Below are 15,450 nucleotides of genomic sequence, written 5' to 3'. Positions count from 1 at the left end.
GTCTATTTCTATTCCATCTTGAATTTGAGGAATAATTCGTTATAGTGAGCCAGGTTTTCCTGTCCGAGGTTCTCATAGACTTCCAGACGATCAGTCAATTCCGGTGATGGGTAGAAGCGTTCATCATTCACCATTTCCTCCGGCATATATTGCAATGCTTCCTTATTCGGCGTGGAGTAGCTCACATATTCGGTATTTTGTGCGGCGATCTTTGGATCAAGCATGAAATTGATAAATTTATGAGCAGCGTCGACATTCTTCGCTGTTTTTGGAATGACCATGTTATCGAACCATAAATTGGAACCTTCTTCTGGCACGACATAGTCGAGATCCTCATTTTCCGACATGATCTCGGAGGCATCCCCAGACCATGTTATTCCAATCGAAACTTCCCCTGATGCCATCAGCAACTTGTTTTCATCGCCAAGCAAAGCCCTGACATTAGGCTTTAGGCTCACCAGTTTGTCATATGCTTCTTGTAAGTGATCTGGGTCTGTATCGTTAAGGGAATAATAAAGGCTGTTCAGCCCCATGCCCATGATCTCACGGGCACCGTCGATCAAAACAATCTTATTTTCAAGGGAAGGGTCCCACAGATCTGCCCAGCTGTCGAATGTCATACCGTCCAATTGTTTGCTGTTGTAAACGATACCGACAGTTCCCCAGAAATAAGGAACGGAATATTCGTTGCCAGGATCGAACGGCAGATCCATGAATCGGGAATCAATATTCTTCAAGTTGGGTAACTTGCTATGATCAAGCGGCAGCAATAAATCTTCTTCCTGCATTTTTTCAATTGTATACTCGGAAGGAACCGCGACGTCATAGCTTGTTCCCCCTTGCTGGATTTTTGTCATCATTGCTTCATTTGAATCGAATGTCTCGTAGATGACGGTAATCCCAGTTTCTTTTTCGAATGCATCGATGACCGCAGGATCGATATAGTCGCCCCAGTTATACACGGTTAGCGTATTGCCGCCTGAGTAGCCCTGGGAGACATTAAGGCGTGAAATGGTGACAAGCAGTATAGCGCTCACAGCGATGATCACAACGGCCAGGCGCATAAGTTGTTTCATTTGAGCACCTCCAGATCAGGCGATTTCCTATTGCGGCGGGTTATCAGATAATAAATGACGACAACCAGCATCGTAACAAGGAAAATGATCGTCGATAGGGCGTTGATGGACAAGGAAATGCCTTGTCTTGCTAGAGAATAAATTTCGACGGACAATGTTGTGAAACCATTCCCTGTTACAAAGAACGTAACAGCAAAGTCATCCAGGGAGTAGGTAAGCGCCATGAAAAAGCCAGCGAATATACCAGGAGCGATATATGGAATCACTACTTTCGTGATGACTTCCCAGCGTGATGCCCCGAGATCCCTTGCTGCATCAAGAAGGGATGGGCTCATCTCGGAAAGCTTCGGCAATACCATCAAGACGACGATTGGGATACTGAAGGCGATATGCGACAGCAGCACCGAATAGAACCCAAGCTGGATACCGGCAATCGTGAACAGGATCAGGAAAGAAGCACCAATGATCACATCCGGACTCACTATCAAGATATTGTTCAAGGACAGCAAGGCGTCCTTTGTCCGACTGGCGCGTACTTTATAGATCATCATCGCACCAAGCACGCCGATGATCGTTGAAATCAAAGCAGAGAGCAAGGCAATTACAATCGTATTCAAAACAATGATCAATAGCCGTGTATCTTGGAACAGTTCTTTGTACCAATCGAATGTAAAGTTCTCAAAATCGTACATATTGCCGCCGCTGTTGAAGGAATAAAATATCAAGTAAAAGATAGGCAAATACAACAGCCCAAACATGACAATCAGAAAAATTCGTGATAGGGGAGAAATTCTCTTATCCACGTGCTCTCCTCCTTTTCGTTCCCGTTGCGAACATGATGATGAACATGAAAATGATCAGGAAGACAGCAATCGTCGATCCCATCCCCCAATTCTGTGTGACAAGGAATTGCTGTTCGATTGCCGTGCCGAGTGTAATCACTTGGCTGCCCGCGATAAGGCGTGTCAGCATGAACAGTGACAGAGCTGGAATGAACGTAATCTGACAGCCTGCTTTCACACCATCAATCGTCAAAGGAAAGACGATTCTGCGGAATGTCGTCCAGCGTGAAGCCCCCAAATCATTTGCTGCGTCCAGATAAGTTGGATTCAGCTTATCCAATGCATTGAAAATCGGCAGGATCATGAATGGGATGAAAATATAAACAGAGACAAAGACAAAGCTGAAATCGGTGAACAGAAGCTGCTTCGATCCAATTCCGATTGTTTCCAGGAATGTATTCGCCATTCCGTATGTGCCAAAGATGCCGAGGAAAGCATAAGCTTTCAATAGCAAGTTGATCCAGCTTGGTACGATGATCAATAAGAGCCACAATTGCTTATGCTTCAATTTTGTCAGCAAGTAAGCTGTCGGGTAAGCAAACAGCAGGGCAATCAGTGTAATCAGGAATGCATACCAGAAGGAGCTCAATGTCATTTCCAGATAGATTGGTGTAAAGAAATTACGGTAATTGGTCAGTGAAAAGTCACCGTTGATATCCTGAAAAGAATAGTACAGTACTAACAGGATCGGAGCGATGACAAAAAAGGCAATCCAGATGACATAAGGAATCGTATACAGATTGCGGGTCGTCTTATTCTCCATCGTCATATGCCTCTAGTCGTTTATCGAATTCTTCCTCCGTCTCATTCAGACGCATGACGTGAATGGCTTCCGGCTCGAAGTCAAGACCGATTTCCTCTCCGACGACTGCTTTCTTGGTAGAATGAACGAGCCATTCGTTACCAGCTTCATCGTAGCTGGAGATTTCGTAATGGACCCCGCGGAATAGCTGGGAATCCACCCTGACGCGCAGGTTTCCTGCTTCTGCGCTTGTTATATGCAAGTCTTCGGGGCGAATGACAATTTCAACGGGTTCATTCGGCTGCAGACCTTGGTCTACACAGGCGAAACGTTTGCCGGTGAACTCCACCTCATAATCCCGGATCATTCGGCCATCAACAATGTTGGATTCTCCGATAAAGTCAGCCACAAAACGGTTGATCGGCTCATCGTATATGTCAGTTGGTGTACCGCTTTGTTCTATTTTTCCGCTGTTCAGGACGAAAATCTCATCCGAGAGAGCAAGCGCTTCTTCCTGGTCATGTGTTACGAAGATGAATGTGATACCGAGACGCTGCTGCATCTCGCGTAATTCGTACTGCATCTCTGTACGCAATTTCAGGTCAAGTGCGGATAATGGTTCATCCAGCAAAATCACTTCCGGTTCGTTCACGACTGCACGCGCAATGGCGACACGCTGACGCTGCCCGCCGGACATTTCGCTGATTTCCCGCTTCTCATAACCTGCCAGGTTGACAAAACGCAATGCCTCTGTCACTTTCTCGTCGATCTGCTTCTGAGGCATCTTTTTGATGCGCAGACCAAAGGCTACGTTTTCGTAGACATTCAGATGAGGGAACAGGGCATAATCCTGGAATACAGTGTTTACAGATCTTTTATTGGCAGGAATTTTATTCAGTGGTTTCCCATCGAATAGCATCTCGCCGGAAGTCGGTTCTGTAAACCCTGCGATCAGACGTAGTATCGTCGTTTTTCCGCACCCGGAAGGTCCAAGAAGGGTATAGAATTTGCCGCGCTCGATTTCGAAGCTGACGTTGTCCAAAACAGTGGTATCTTTATCGTACTGCTTCATTACATTGTGGAATTGAATGATCGGTTTCTTTGTCATTGTCATCTCCCTTGTTTCTTTTCCGTATTTTTGAGTCTAAAAATCTTGACGTATCATTATACGACATTAAAAGGCATATTGAATAGAACTTTTTTCATATGGAACATTTTACAGTATGATACGTATATGTAGGAAATCGAGTACGTATAGAAAGGGCGAATGCACCATGTCCACAACAAGAAATATGAAACTGATCACAGGAGTCCTGGAAGCCATCTTGGCTATTCCTGTACTTGGCGCCATCATCATTTTATCGAATGGTTGGATGCCTCTGGTCATCATGCTAGTTTTGCACATCATTACCCTTATGCTTGCTGTGCAGGTTCAGGGACCGCTTGCCGGCAGCATCGTCGGGATTATAGCGTCTTGTCTTGGATGGATACCTTTTGTCGGCTGGATGCTGCATGCAGCTGCCGCGATTGTTTTATTGTTAGAGTATTTCTCCAGACGGCTGCAACGCCGATAATAGTAGCATACCCTAAGCAAAAAGACTGCCACTCATAAAGGCAGTCTTTTGTTATGCGGCCATGGAGCGACAAACGTCGGCACAGGCAAAGCAAGCATCTGCACATTCTTGACAATGCTTCGTTTCATGCTGTCTGCAGATTTCTCCGCAAGCTTGGCAAATCACTGCGCATAACGTGCATACCTGCTCAGCAAACGGACTCATCCGCTGCATCGACTGGATTGCACATGCACACATATCCGCACATTCACGATCCATTCGGATACAATCCGCCATCATCTTCACGTCCTCTTCCAACAGGCAGGCATCATAGCATGTATTACAAGCTTCCATACATTCCAGGCAAGCTTGGATACATTTTTCGTAATCTGTGTTCATGATTGGAATCTCCTCCTTATGTGGAATCTTTACCCTGATGAATTATAGCTATAACATTACAACAACACAGTGAATTGTTTCATAAGAAAAAGCGACATTGTAGCATGTCGCTTTTTGTCTGGACTAATAAGGAAATGGAGGGGATGGAGGTGTCAAGAAGGAAGCTCCCCAGCGCGTTCCGCCTTTGCACGGATCTTCGCACTCGCATTTCTCATGTTTCTCTTCTTCTTTGCACGGATCGTGTTCTTTGCATTTATACGTACGCTTTGTTTTCTTTTGGCAATCAGGTTCGTAATAACCCATTATGCTCACCACCTTTCCTACCACAACTTATGAAGAAAACTGTGGAACAGGCACGGCGGATATAAAGAGAGGACAAGCGAAAATCGCTTTATCCTCTGAGTTTAATCTGCAAAGGCGATGCCATTGAAGCTTTCCGGTCCGACTCGGACTGTCCCGATTAGACTTGCCGATATAAACGCTGTATATGTCAGCTGTCCGCTGGCTGGTGGAGGGACGTTGATTTCCGAACCGACAAAGGTAAACGCCTGAGGCCCGAGAATCTCCAAGTCCAAGTTGGAAGTAGATGAGAAAACGACTGGGTCTGTAGGTTGTGTACCTCGCACGATCGTAACAGTGATGCTAGTCAGTAAAGGCAGCAAAGGAAGCTGGACCGTGATGATGCCGCTTAGCTGCACCCTGATCGGGCTGGTTGCTTCGGTTGTTATGAGACCGATCTGGCCGAACAATTGCGGTGTCCCAACCAATATTGGTGCGGAAATGGAGTTGGAAAGACTGGCATTCTGGGATGTCCTTGCATCAAGTAGTATAGTCATGAGATGTCCTCCTTTCTGAATGAAGATACTGTATTATATGAATCCTTCATCGCTATGAAAGGGACGGCCATCTTGAAAGGGATTTACTATCGTACCAGTGCCTTTTTATATAACTCGATGGTATTGATACCCATATTGGAAAGCGACCATTGCTGTTCTGCCCAGAGCTTAGCTTGGCTGCCCAGCTGCTGACGGAGCGCAGTGTCTTGGAGCAAACGGAAAAGCTGTTGTGCCAGACTGGTTGGATTGCCTGCCTCGGAGAGCAGACCTGTTAATCCTTCCTGCACCATTTCAGGTAATCCGCCGGCATCGCTGACGACTACTGGCACGCCGCATAGTTGGGCTTCTATGACAGAATATGGCTGTGTATCCTGCAAACTTGGCAGTACAAAGATATCTGATGACGCAAGAAAATCTTTTACATTAGGTACAGATCCCAGCAGCTTTATCTCGGATGAGAGGTCTGCTTCCTTTATTTGATTCTTGAGTTGTTTTGCAGCATCCCCTTTGCCGAGTATCCAACATTCCCAGTCCAAGGTAGAAGCTTTAAGCTGTTTTAAGGCTTCTATTAATATGTGCACGCCTTTTAATTGCACGAGTCTCCCAGCAAATAAGATGATCGGCTTTGTTTTGCTAGGGACATTGTCGAGCTTTTTCGGACTTTTATGAAAAGCGTCTATATCTATGCCGTATGGAAACTGTACAAATCGTGCGTCTGGAATATTATGCTGCTGCACGAGGTTTATTTTCGTTATGGCTGCAGGTATGTGGATGAGCTCACTTACGTGGCATCCGATATGTTCCAAATGAACATTGTACTGATATTCGAAACTCTCATAAAGTTCCTCAGGTGATATATTCGGATGACGCCCTTGGATGGATAAGGAAATCTCCTTCGACAGATAGCCATGGATACTTGTGACTACCGGAATATGGGCAGGCTTCACACGATCCATTGCCGAGGCAGCAATGACGTCTTGTGCATGGATGATATCGTATTTGGAAAGATCGAGCGTCAGAGCTGTTAGCTCCAAACAATACCTCAAGACTTCCGTCAGGTAAACCGAGGTATATGATTCCAGCTTCGGATAGGCTGTTTCCAATTTATTTTCGATGAGAGGCTGGACATCGGCCATCTTAAATGGGGTATTCTGTCCAATGATACGGTATTCAGATAGCGTTTCATCCTGGGCTAATATATCGACTTCATGCCCCAATCTCATCAATTCATTTCGGAGATTACGAACAACTGTCCACAATCCTCCAACATACGGAAGCGGATAATAAGAAACGAGCAGGACTTTCATATTCATCAGCCTCCTATTTTGTTTTGCCGTACCGTACCATTAATGGGAGAAGCCGGTCATCTGGTATGCGATAACCAGGCGGGGCAAGTTTGATTAATTTAGCAAGTTGTTTTTCTTTCATGACAATTGCTCCTTTTTATTAAAATACAGCATATTTTTCCAAGTAATCATGTAGAATTGGACGGTAATGTTCTTCGATCGTTTTCATTTCATGCAGTATCTGCGGTTGGAATCTTGATGTTCCAGATTCCTCGTGTGAACGGAACTGAATCAGTGCCTGATCGATATAATGCATATGAAAGCCATTGAGAAGTATCCTGAACCACATATCGTAATCATGTGTATACAAAAATCCCGGATTGAAAACCCCTACTTTATCGAATATATCTTTTCGGATCAAGGTGGTGCAGCCATTGACTGGATTTTCCACACGAAAAGATTCATAAACTTCCTTTGCATTGTTATAAGGATTAAAGCGTTTGCCGCACCAAGGAATGAATACCTGATTATCTTTATCCATCAGATGGTAGTTGGAAAAACTGACTGACGAATTGCTGGCAATCATATAATCCATTTGTGCCTGAATCTTATGCGGAAGGAACATATCATCAGAGCTCAGCCATGCCACATATTCCCCGGTCGCATGTTCTATCCCATGATTAAGCGCAGTGGCTGTTCCCCCATTTTCTTTCCGCAGATAAGTTATATGATCCAGATAGGGTTGTATTTTATCGACTTCTTGTGTGGAACCATCATCGACTACGATTACTTCTATATTCGGATAAGTCTGATCCAAGGCGCTCTGTATGGCGATAGGGACATATTTATCATTGAAAAAAGGAATAATGATCGTCACTTTCGGCAGCATTGCTGCTCCTCCTAATTAACATATTTTTTCTGCCTGCGTGCATATACTTGAAATGGATATTGCACGCCTAGTAAAGGAGGCAGGACATGAAAGTATTATTTGTATTTTATGTGCCAAGCGGCGGAGTGGAGACACTCAATCGGCAGAGAAGAGCTGCCTTGGAATTGGAGGGCATCTCTTCACATTATTTGTATTATGAAAAACGTCGCGAATTAGTGAATGATCACGGTGCACCGTTATATATAACTAACGAAGACGCGTATATAAAGCAAATATTCGATAATAACGATTTTGATGCGGCTATCATAACTTCCGATTTTTTAAGCTTTCCACGTTTTCGGCGACTAGGTTTCAAGGGAAAGCTGATCTTGGAAGCACAAGGATTCGGTCCTAAGGAAAATGCCTATTTACAATTACAGATGGCAACTCCGATTGTGAATAATTATGCCAATGCATTGCTGCATCCGATGACAGAGCATATTGCCGAAATTTATGAGCATTTCTATCCGACAACTCCGACCTTTGGTTTTGATATTTGCTTTGACCCTGATACATTTGCGTATATGCCTGGTATCTCCTCGGAAAAACCAATCATTGCTTGGGTGGGCAGATTGGAGGACAATAAAAACTGGCGTGAATTCCTTCAGATAGCTCACAAACTCATTTCAGAATATCGGACGGATTTACAATTTTATATGTTCCATGACCCATCTCTGGCTGCACCTAGTGAACTTATCGCCTTTGAACAGATGTTGGACAGCCTGCAACTGAGAGAACATGTGTCCATATTCCCCGATGTTCCCCACACGGATATGCCCTATTACTTCTCCATGATCGGTGATTCTGGAGGATTTTTATTGGCAACATCCAAAGTCGAAAGTGCAGGGTATGCAGTGATTGAAGCTATAAGCTGCGGCTGCCCTGTACTGACGACAGACTCAGATGGTGTGCGTCGGGCTGTCATTCATAATCAGACCGGTAAATATTATGAGTTAGGCAATCCGGATTCGGCTCTTGTAGAGGCGAAGGAGTTCATGGCAAATACGGATCAGCGAACCTATATCCGCGAGAATGCACTCCGGCATGTAAAGGAAAGATTCAGTTATGAAAGATATGCAGCTTCTTTTAAACAAATGCTGTTAAAATTAGGTGTTCAGGATAGTAGTAAAGGGTAAATTTGTTTCTGTTCCTCCAGCATGTCACGAAAGTTTGGCACAGTATAAGCGGGTGACTGTCTTGTGTTCACAATCGACCGGTCCAGCACCAGCGCGGCATCTGGATTAATCTGGATGTCGTCTTTTTGATAAATCTCCTTGATTAACTGCAATAGGTCGTGTTTACTGATTTTTTCCTCTTGGCATAGATGATAGAGGCCGCTAGTCTGTTTTTGAATGAAGAAATCAGCGGCTTTTGCCAATTCGAGTGTTGTTACACCATTCCAATAGACCTTTTCAAATCCTTTGATTTTACCGCTTTGACTCATAAACCAGTGGAAAAGGCCAATACCATTCTTGAGCTCAGGTCCAATGATGGAAGTGCGAATGGTTAGGTGTGGTTCTATCGTTATTTCTCCAAGTTGCTTGGATTGTGAATATACAGAAGTCCCATCCCGAAAGTCAGTCTCTTTATATTGACCGTCTTTACCAGAAAAAACACAATCGGTACTGAGTTGAATCAAGCGTCCATTTTTTCTTTCCATAAATCCCGCCAGCTGGTGAGGAAGCAGACTGTTGACGCGAAAAGCTAGAAGCGGGTTCTGTTCTGCAGCATCATTAAGGATTCCAATGCAATTTATGACAATATCTGGTTCAAGCGAGTTTATCAATTTCTCCAATGCTAAGGTATCTACTGCATCAAGATAGATACTGCTCTTATCCTTGCGGTCTCGTGAAGTGTAATAAACATCGTAATCAGGCTGTTTGCGCAGGTACCTGTACATGACATGCCCTGCCATTCCCTTTCCGCCGAGGATGAGTATCTTCATTAAATAAAACCACCTTTTGCCAGCATGTTTTTGATTTCCTCGAGTGACAGAAGGTTCTGGCTGGAATTATAATCAGTGATTTCGACCTTCTTATAGTCCTTGTAGTATTCTGTTATTTCTTTTGTTTTGAAATCTGGCAGGATGACAAAGTAGCGATCGTCATAAACAATTGCTGAATGGCTCTCGTTGATGGTCAAGAGCAGCTCGTGAATCTTTTCTCCGGGACGAATACCCAATGTTTCGAATTCTATATCAGAATCCCCCGATGCCTCCGTCAGGACTTTCGCGAGATCGGTAATTTTGATTGCCGGCATTTTCATGATGAATATTTCCCCGCCAACAGCTTCGAATGTCGCTTTAAATACCAGCTTGATGGCATCCTCTACGGTAAGGAAGAAACGCGTCATTTCGGGGTCGGTGATGCCGATTTTGTTTTTTTGCCGGATAGCCTTCTTAAAGACATGGATGACACTGCCATTTGTTCCAAGAACATTACCGCCACGGATGCAAACGAAGGTGGTATTCGCATGGAGCTTATTGGCATGGGTGATCAACCGTTCTCCCATCGCTTTGGACAGGCCATAGAAGTTGGCGGGATCGGATGCTTTATCCGTAGAAATATAGATGACTTTATCGATATTATGATGAATAGCAGCGTCAATGACATGCTGGGTTCCTATGACATTCGTTTTAAGAGCTTCCAATGGCTGGTCTTCACAAACAGGCACGTGCTTAAGTGCTGCAAGGTGGAATAAATAATCCACTCCCTCTGTTGCTTCAATCAAGGCCTCTCGATCACGTATATCCCCAATTTTGAAATGCAGTTTTGGGTTATTGTCAAATTCCTGCTTCATGGTAAATTGATGGGATTCATTACGGGAGAAGATGCGGATTTCCTTCGGTCGATGCAGAAGGAGTTGTTTGACAAGTTCATAACCCCATGAACCTGTGCCCCCAGTAATGAAAATCGTTTTATCCTTAAACAATCTCCAAACCTCCTAAAATAATTTTAATCACTTTGTCCGAAACATATAGGTCTGCATATCCTTCAGGAAACTCCCAATCTTTTGAAGTAGATGCCATGATGACAGCAGAACGTTCGATTGCTTTTGCATCGATCCCCGATATGATATTGCTGCCGCATACAACCGTTTCGGGCCGTTCTGTCGTCCGGCGTACAGTCACTGTCGGAACATGGAACAGACAGCATTCTTCTTGGACAGTTCCGCTATCTGTAAGTGCAAGCAGGGCATGCTGCTCGAGTGTCGCAAAATCGAAGAAACCAAAAGGCTCATGAAATTCCACAAGCGGACTTAATGTCACATCTTTTAGTTGATGGATTTTCGATTGAGTTCGAGGATGGATGCTGCAAATCATCCGTTTGTTCAGTTTTTCTGCAGCGTTTCTCAGTCCATTCATGATAATTCGCAGCCTGTCTGGGTGATCGACATTTTCCGCCCGATGTATCGTTGTCAGCAAGTATTGCTGTTTCTTCAGCTTAAGGTCTTTTAAGATACGGCTTTTTTGGATGCTGGGGTCGTAATGATGCAATACCTCAAATATGGGGTTTCCTGAGACGACAATACGATTAGCTGGCAGTCCCTCCCGCAGTAGGTTTTCTCTGCTTCCGGGTGTGTATGGCAGGTTAAGGCTGGAAATTGCATCAATTACGCGCCTGTTTTTCTCCTCGGGTACTTCCAAGTCGAAACAGCGATTGCCTGCTTCCATATGCACGACAGGTATGTGCATCCTTTCTGCAAGCAAGGCGCTCAGCGCACTGTTCGTATCCCCAAGTACCAGTACTTTTTCGGGTTTTTCCTGCTCCAATATAGTTTCCAATTCCTTATACATCGTGGCTAACTGTTCCCCTAAACTCTGCTGGCTTTGGGACAGGACGTAATCAGGCCTTCTAATCTGCATTTCTTCAAAAAACACATCGCTCAAGTTGGAGGTGTAATTTTGGCCAGTGTGAACGAGTACATGATCTGCCAGCAAATCTAGCTTTTTAATTATGATGGATAGCCGGATTATTTCAGGTCGAGTTCCTAAAACAGTTAAAATCTTCACAAATAACCTCCTTTAAAACCGCCATATTTCTTCCAAGCGTATTTTCGTTGATTAGTATATGGAAACATTAGAAAAGGGATTGGATATAAGCACAGGATGACATTTTTTACTTCAAGGAATAACAAAGAAGAATGCTCCTCATATACTGGCTTTGGAAAGGATGATGAAAGTGCCGAATAAAATACCGACACGATTATATGGCAGAGCAGCAGTAAGCAATCGGGCAGGCGGTACAATCTGGGGAGGAGCATTCTCATCCAGGAGAGGCTTTCCTGTCTCATTTCCTTCTTCAGTTCAGACAGAGACAGAGTTGATAAAGGAAATGCCGATGCCTGCAGAAACAATTCCTGAAGCCGGTGTGCAAGCTATCGTTGATCCAATATCCGCATTCAGCCCGGTTGTAAGTGTTCCCGTAACACAACCTGTAATGGAACCTTTATTCGAATCCGTAATTCAACCCATAACTGAACCTGTAATCGATCCTGTAATTCAATCTGTAACCGAACCCGTAATCGAGCCTGTAACTGATGCCGCAATTGGACCAGCAGCCGGAAATACTGATGCCCCATTGCTGGATATTTCAGATAAAACAGTAGTCGAAAGTACAGATATACAGGCAGCAGAATCAATAAAAGAAGCTCGGGAAACAGTTGCGCCACCGCCGCTTGTTCCTGCAACACCAGCTCCTTTTCAGCCTGATCACGTACATGGCTATAAAACAGAAGTGAATGAGGATGGTACAAGGGACGTAAAGATTAACGGCAGCAGGATTACCATACCGGACCTGGACATTCTGGCTGCTATACCAGATTGATGGAGGCTTCCTGTTAAGCAGGAAGCTTTTTTATGGCAAGCACATGATTCATCAACTGCCATATACTATTTAAGGCTTACGGTAGGACGTTTTTATAAGGTATTGGAGGTTATGGAATGAAAATATTGTTGGCTACTTATTGGTCTATTCCGCATCTTGGTGGAGTATGGAACTATATTTCCCAGCTGAAGCGCAGATTGGAAGAATTGGGCCATACTGTTGATGTTATGGGGTATGGCGGAGAGAATACCTACATTCAGCTCTCAGGCAGCGACAAGGTGATCCCCAAGGAGCGCTGGTCTTCCTATATACAAAGCATTTTGAAGAAAGATAGTTTTCCGAAGGTATATCAGAATCATCTGGTAGAGTACACAGAAGTGCAGCGTTACACTTATGAGCTTGCTGCAGCAGAATTCGGGCTCGACAAATATGACATTATCCACACACATGATGTCATTTCCACTGTGGCATTGGATAGGGCCCGTCCTGAAGGAGTACCGCTTATCGCTACTTTGCATGGGTTGGTTTCCCATGAGATACGTCACCAGCTTCAAACTATCCACAAGTCTCCGACCTCTGCGCTTGCACGAGCTTATTTTGATCAGATTGAAAGATTGGGTGCATCCAGTGCTGATGTAACGATCACTGCAAATGATTGGCTGCAGCAGATTTTGCAGGAAGAATTCGGTGTACCTGAAGATAAATTTGAGAAGCTGCATTATGGATTCTCGATAGAATCTTTCTTGGAAAAGCAAGCTCGATCAACTACGATACAGACTCCGCCGAATAAGAAGATAATTATGTATGCTGGCAGGCTCATTGAACTGAAAGGCGTGGATTACCTTATTGAGTCACTTGCTTCCATGAAAGATCGCGATGACTGGATATGTTGGATTTTGGGGGAAGGGAATCGGAAACAGCACCTTCAAGCCCGTGTAACTGCTGCAGGCCTGCATGATAAGGTACTTTTTCTTGGTAAGCGCGATGATGTCCCTGTCCTTTTGAAACTAGCAGATATTTGTGTACTCCCAAGCCTCATGGATAATCAGCCGCTCAGCGTAATCGAAGCGCAGATTAGCGGTAAGGCTATCATCGTGTCCGATGCAGGGGGATTGCCGGAGATGGTTGATCATGGCGTTACTGGTTTGATCGTACCAAAGGCCGATTCAGCAAGCTTACAGAGTGGAATTGAAACCTTGCTGGACGATGATGCATACCGAAAAATTCTGGGAGAGCAGGCAAGAGAATGGGGGATGCAGCACTGGTCGATGGAAGCAGGCGTAGACCGACTTTTGGAAATCTATAAACGATTTGTACCGGACAGCTGATGGGGGAGGTCTATGATGAAAGTGATGGTAACAGGGGGAGCAGGATTCATTGGTTCCCATCTTGTAAAAAAGTTAGTGCAAGAAGGGCATGAGGCAGTGGTTTTGGATGATCTTTCTGCTGGTGATGAACTTGATTTGCCGCAGGGAGTGAAGCTGTATCAGTTTGATGTCAAAAGTGCGGATGCATATCGAGTAGTCATAGAAGAGATGCCGGATGTTATATTTCATCTTGCTGCTCAAGCAGATGTGACAAAAAGCATTCTTGCTCCGGTACAGGATGCAGATGTAAATATCGGTGGTACGATAAATATGCTGGAAGCAAGCCGGACATCTGGTGTTAAAAGATTCATTTTCGCGTCGACCTCCGCTGTCTACGGCGATATCCAGAAGTACATCGTTAAAGAAGAGGATGTACCTGCCCCCATCTCTTACTATGGATTGTCCAAATTTTCAGCCGAGAAATACATCCAGCTATTCCACCAATTTTATAAGCTCCCTTATACCATCCTTCGTTATGGGAATGTGTACGGTCCCGGTCAGAAGCCAAAGGGTGAGGGTGGTGTTGTGGCAGTTTTCTTGGAAAAGTTGATGCGCAAAGAACCAATCATGATTCACGGAGATGGCACCCAATCCAGAGACTTTATTTTTGTAGAAGACATCGTGTCTGTGAATATCGCTGCTATGAATCAAAAGGAGAGCGGCATCTATCATGCAAGTACGGGCACCAGCAATTCCATCTTGGATCTTGTAGAATGTTTCAGACAGTTAGAGCCCTCTTTGGTTCATCAATTCACAACAAGCAGGAGTGGAGATATCACCCACAGCTGTCTTTGCAATGAAAAAGCAATCAACCATTTAAATTGGAAGCCATTCATCAATCTTTCGGATGGTATCCGAAAAACATGGTATCGATCGTGATTTTCCTTCAATTAGACTGTTTGCTCTTTCAAAATGAATGGCAAATGAATCTATATAAGAATAGGGGAGATTGCGAAAGGGGTTGTAGTTGTGGGAAATGATTTAATTAAAGGCGGATATGATGCAGTATTCAGTCTGGGGGATTTGTGTCTTGGGGCGATCCAAATGAAAAAGAACAATCTCCGGCCATTTTCGGGCCCGATTGATTGGATGGGATCTCCTTTGCTTACAAGCGTTATCCAACTATTTGAAAAGCGATTCGCCGATTTCATGCTGCTGGAAAATCTACGCATTGTTGGATACGCTACAGATGAAATGCTGCTTGTCTCGGATGATCGGAACCTTATCATGTCAAATCATGACTTTGATACGGCTAATAATAGTTTGAACCAGCTTACCACGTATCCCAGCGTGAAGGAGAGGCTGGATCGCCGAGTGGATCGGCTGTTGGAAAAACTGATTACAGCTCAACGCATTTTGTTCATCAGGACGAATGCGACTCTTGAGGATACAGCAGAGCTTCAGCGTGTTCTGCGATCGATCATTGCAAATGATTTTCGAATTTTAGTTGTCAATCATGGCCCTGTCTCCGGCATCGTGGAAAAGCATTGGCCAATTGATAATGTCTATAGTGTCGAGCTTCCGGACGAGGAGATATGGGAAGGGAATAATGCCTTATGGGCTCAGTTGTTTCAGGACGTCTACCTTATTTGACA

General features: G+C 44.4%; 17 protein-coding genes. 6 read left to right on the top strand and 11 right to left on the bottom strand.

Annotation, left to right across the window (positions count from 1 at the left end; all coding sequences use genetic code 11):
* Positions 1-8: 8 nt before the first annotated feature.
* The 4 genes from BLQ53_RS03635 to BLQ53_RS03620 are packed head-to-tail and all read right to left on the bottom strand — an operon-like array spanning position 9 to position 3,768.
* Positions 9-1,076, bottom strand: coding sequence for an ABC transporter substrate-binding protein (locus BLQ53_RS03635; protein WP_093725942.1), 1,068 nt, complete (start codon positions 1,074-1,076; stop codon positions 9-11).
* Positions 1,073-1,879: an ABC transporter permease gene (locus tag BLQ53_RS03630; RefSeq protein ID WP_093725941.1), complete on the bottom strand. Its 807-nt coding sequence runs from the start codon at positions 1,877-1,879 to the stop codon at positions 1,073-1,075. The genes BLQ53_RS03635 and BLQ53_RS03630 overlap by 4 nt, the downstream gene beginning before the upstream one ends.
* Positions 1,872-2,681 (bottom strand): ABC transporter permease, encoded by an 810-nt coding sequence (locus BLQ53_RS03625; RefSeq protein WP_093725940.1) that lies wholly within the window; start codon positions 2,679-2,681, stop codon positions 1,872-1,874. The genes BLQ53_RS03630 and BLQ53_RS03625 overlap by 8 nt, the downstream gene beginning before the upstream one ends.
* The gene (locus BLQ53_RS03620; RefSeq protein WP_093725939.1) at positions 2,671-3,768 is read right to left on the bottom strand and encodes an ABC transporter ATP-binding protein; all 1,098 of its coding nucleotides are present in this window, start codon (positions 3,766-3,768) and stop codon (positions 2,671-2,673) included. The genes BLQ53_RS03625 and BLQ53_RS03620 overlap by 11 nt, the downstream gene beginning before the upstream one ends.
* Positions 3,769-3,934: 166 nt before the next feature.
* Between BLQ53_RS03620 and BLQ53_RS03615 the strand changes: the two genes are divergently transcribed.
* Entirely contained in the window at positions 3,935-4,234 is a 300-nt protein-coding gene (locus tag BLQ53_RS03615) for a hypothetical protein (RefSeq protein WP_244499234.1), read from the top strand.
* 51 nt (positions 4,235-4,285) lie between these two features.
* Here the strand turns inward: BLQ53_RS03615 and BLQ53_RS03610 are convergent, their stop codons facing one another.
* From BLQ53_RS03610 to BLQ53_RS03590, 4 genes are all read right to left on the bottom strand, one after another.
* Positions 4,286-4,612, bottom strand: coding sequence for a four-helix bundle copper-binding protein (locus BLQ53_RS03610; protein WP_093725938.1), 327 nt, complete (start codon positions 4,610-4,612; stop codon positions 4,286-4,288).
* Positions 4,613-5,016: 404 nt separating this feature from the next.
* Complete coding sequence (locus BLQ53_RS03600; RefSeq protein ID WP_093725936.1) at positions 5,017-5,448, bottom strand: hypothetical protein; 432 nt, start codon at positions 5,446-5,448, stop codon at positions 5,017-5,019.
* A gap of 86 nt (positions 5,449-5,534) precedes the next feature.
* Positions 5,535-6,761, bottom strand: coding sequence for a glycosyltransferase family 4 protein (locus BLQ53_RS03595; RefSeq protein ID WP_093725935.1), 1,227 nt, complete (start codon positions 6,759-6,761; stop codon positions 5,535-5,537).
* Positions 6,762-6,894: 133 nt separating this feature from the next.
* Positions 6,895-7,623, bottom strand: coding sequence for a glycosyltransferase (locus BLQ53_RS03590; protein WP_093725934.1), 729 nt, complete (start codon positions 7,621-7,623; stop codon positions 6,895-6,897).
* An 86-nt stretch (positions 7,624-7,709) separates the two neighbouring features.
* Between BLQ53_RS03590 and BLQ53_RS03585 the strand changes: the two genes are divergently transcribed.
* Positions 7,710-8,798: a glycosyltransferase family 4 protein gene (locus BLQ53_RS03585; protein WP_093725933.1), complete on the top strand. Its 1,089-nt coding sequence runs from the start codon at positions 7,710-7,712 to the stop codon at positions 8,796-8,798.
* Here BLQ53_RS03585 and BLQ53_RS03580 read toward each other — a convergent pair.
* From BLQ53_RS03580 to wecB, 3 genes are read right to left on the bottom strand one after another with little or no spacing between them, the layout of a single operon-like run.
* A complete protein-coding gene (locus BLQ53_RS03580) occupies positions 8,777-9,607 on the bottom strand; it encodes a dTDP-4-dehydrorhamnose reductase family protein (RefSeq protein WP_093725932.1) in 831 nt (276 codons plus the stop codon). The genes BLQ53_RS03585 and BLQ53_RS03580 overlap by 22 nt on opposite strands.
* Positions 9,607-10,593, bottom strand: coding sequence for a polysaccharide biosynthesis protein (locus BLQ53_RS03575; RefSeq protein ID WP_093725931.1), 987 nt, complete (start codon positions 10,591-10,593; stop codon positions 9,607-9,609). Before BLQ53_RS03575 ends, BLQ53_RS03580 begins: the two co-directional genes overlap by 1 nt.
* Complete coding sequence (wecB, locus tag BLQ53_RS03570) at positions 10,586-11,674, bottom strand: non-hydrolyzing UDP-N-acetylglucosamine 2-epimerase (protein ID WP_093725930.1); 1,089 nt, start codon at positions 11,672-11,674, stop codon at positions 10,586-10,588. The genes BLQ53_RS03575 and wecB overlap by 8 nt, the downstream gene beginning before the upstream one ends.
* A gap of 169 nt (positions 11,675-11,843) precedes the next feature.
* On the opposite strand from wecB, the gene BLQ53_RS03565 reads away from it, so the two are divergent.
* The 4 genes from BLQ53_RS03565 (at position 11,844) to BLQ53_RS03550 (ending at position 15,448) form a co-directional block, all read left to right on the top strand.
* Positions 11,844-12,488 (top strand): hypothetical protein, encoded by a 645-nt coding sequence (locus BLQ53_RS03565; RefSeq protein WP_139180839.1) that lies wholly within the window; start codon positions 11,844-11,846, stop codon positions 12,486-12,488.
* A 116-nt stretch (positions 12,489-12,604) separates the two neighbouring features.
* On the top strand, positions 12,605-13,816 hold the full coding sequence (locus tag BLQ53_RS03560) for a glycosyltransferase family 4 protein (protein ID WP_093725928.1): 1,212 nt from the start codon (positions 12,605-12,607) through the stop codon (positions 13,814-13,816).
* 12 nt (positions 13,817-13,828) lie between these two features.
* On the top strand, positions 13,829-14,734 hold the full coding sequence (locus BLQ53_RS03555) for an NAD-dependent epimerase/dehydratase family protein (RefSeq protein ID WP_342005073.1): 906 nt from the start codon (positions 13,829-13,831) through the stop codon (positions 14,732-14,734).
* Between the two features lie 90 nt (positions 14,735-14,824).
* Positions 14,825-15,448: a DUF1796 family putative cysteine peptidase gene (locus tag BLQ53_RS03550; RefSeq protein ID WP_093725926.1), complete on the top strand. Its 624-nt coding sequence runs from the start codon at positions 14,825-14,827 to the stop codon at positions 15,446-15,448.
* Positions 15,449-15,450: the final 2 nt, after the last annotated feature.

Source organism: Terribacillus halophilus, from assembly GCF_900101385.1.
Taxonomy (GTDB): Bacteria; Bacillota; Bacilli; order Bacillales; family Amphibacillaceae; genus Terribacillus; species Terribacillus halophilus.
Note: the sequence above shows the minus strand (reverse complement) of the source record. Positions and strands in the feature narration are given on the sequence as shown.

Coding starts and splice junctions, on each gene's coding strand:
- BLQ53_RS03635 (WP_093725942.1), bottom strand. CDS start 1,076: ATGAAACAACTTATGCGCCTGGCCGTTGTGATCATCGCTGTGAGCGCT.
- BLQ53_RS03625 (WP_093725940.1), bottom strand. CDS start 2,681: ATGGAGAATAAGACGACCCGCAATCTGTATACGATTCCTTATGTCATC.
- BLQ53_RS03620 (WP_093725939.1), bottom strand. CDS start 3,768: ATGACAAAGAAACCGATCATTCAATTCCACAATGTAATGAAGCAGTAC.
- BLQ53_RS03615 (WP_244499234.1), top strand. CDS start 3,935: ATGTCCACAACAAGAAATATGAAACTGATCACAGGAGTCCTGGAAGCC.
- BLQ53_RS03610 (WP_093725938.1), bottom strand. CDS start 4,612: ATGAACACAGATTACGAAAAATGTATCCAAGCTTGCCTGGAATGTATG.
- BLQ53_RS03600 (WP_093725936.1), bottom strand. CDS start 5,448: ATGACTATACTACTTGATGCAAGGACATCCCAGAATGCCAGTCTTTCC.
- BLQ53_RS03595 (WP_093725935.1), bottom strand. CDS start 6,761: ATGAATATGAAAGTCCTGCTCGTTTCTTATTATCCGCTTCCGTATGTT.
- BLQ53_RS03590 (WP_093725934.1), bottom strand. CDS start 7,623: ATGCTGCCGAAAGTGACGATCATTATTCCTTTTTTCAATGATAAATAT.
- BLQ53_RS03585 (WP_093725933.1), top strand. CDS start 7,710: ATGAAAGTATTATTTGTATTTTATGTGCCAAGCGGCGGAGTGGAGACA.
- BLQ53_RS03580 (WP_093725932.1), bottom strand. CDS start 9,607: ATGAAGATACTCATCCTCGGCGGAAAGGGAATGGCAGGGCATGTCATG.
- BLQ53_RS03560 (WP_093725928.1), top strand. CDS start 12,605: ATGAAAATATTGTTGGCTACTTATTGGTCTATTCCGCATCTTGGTGGA.
- BLQ53_RS03555 (WP_342005073.1), top strand. CDS start 13,829: ATGATGAAAGTGATGGTAACAGGGGGAGCAGGATTCATTGGTTCCCAT.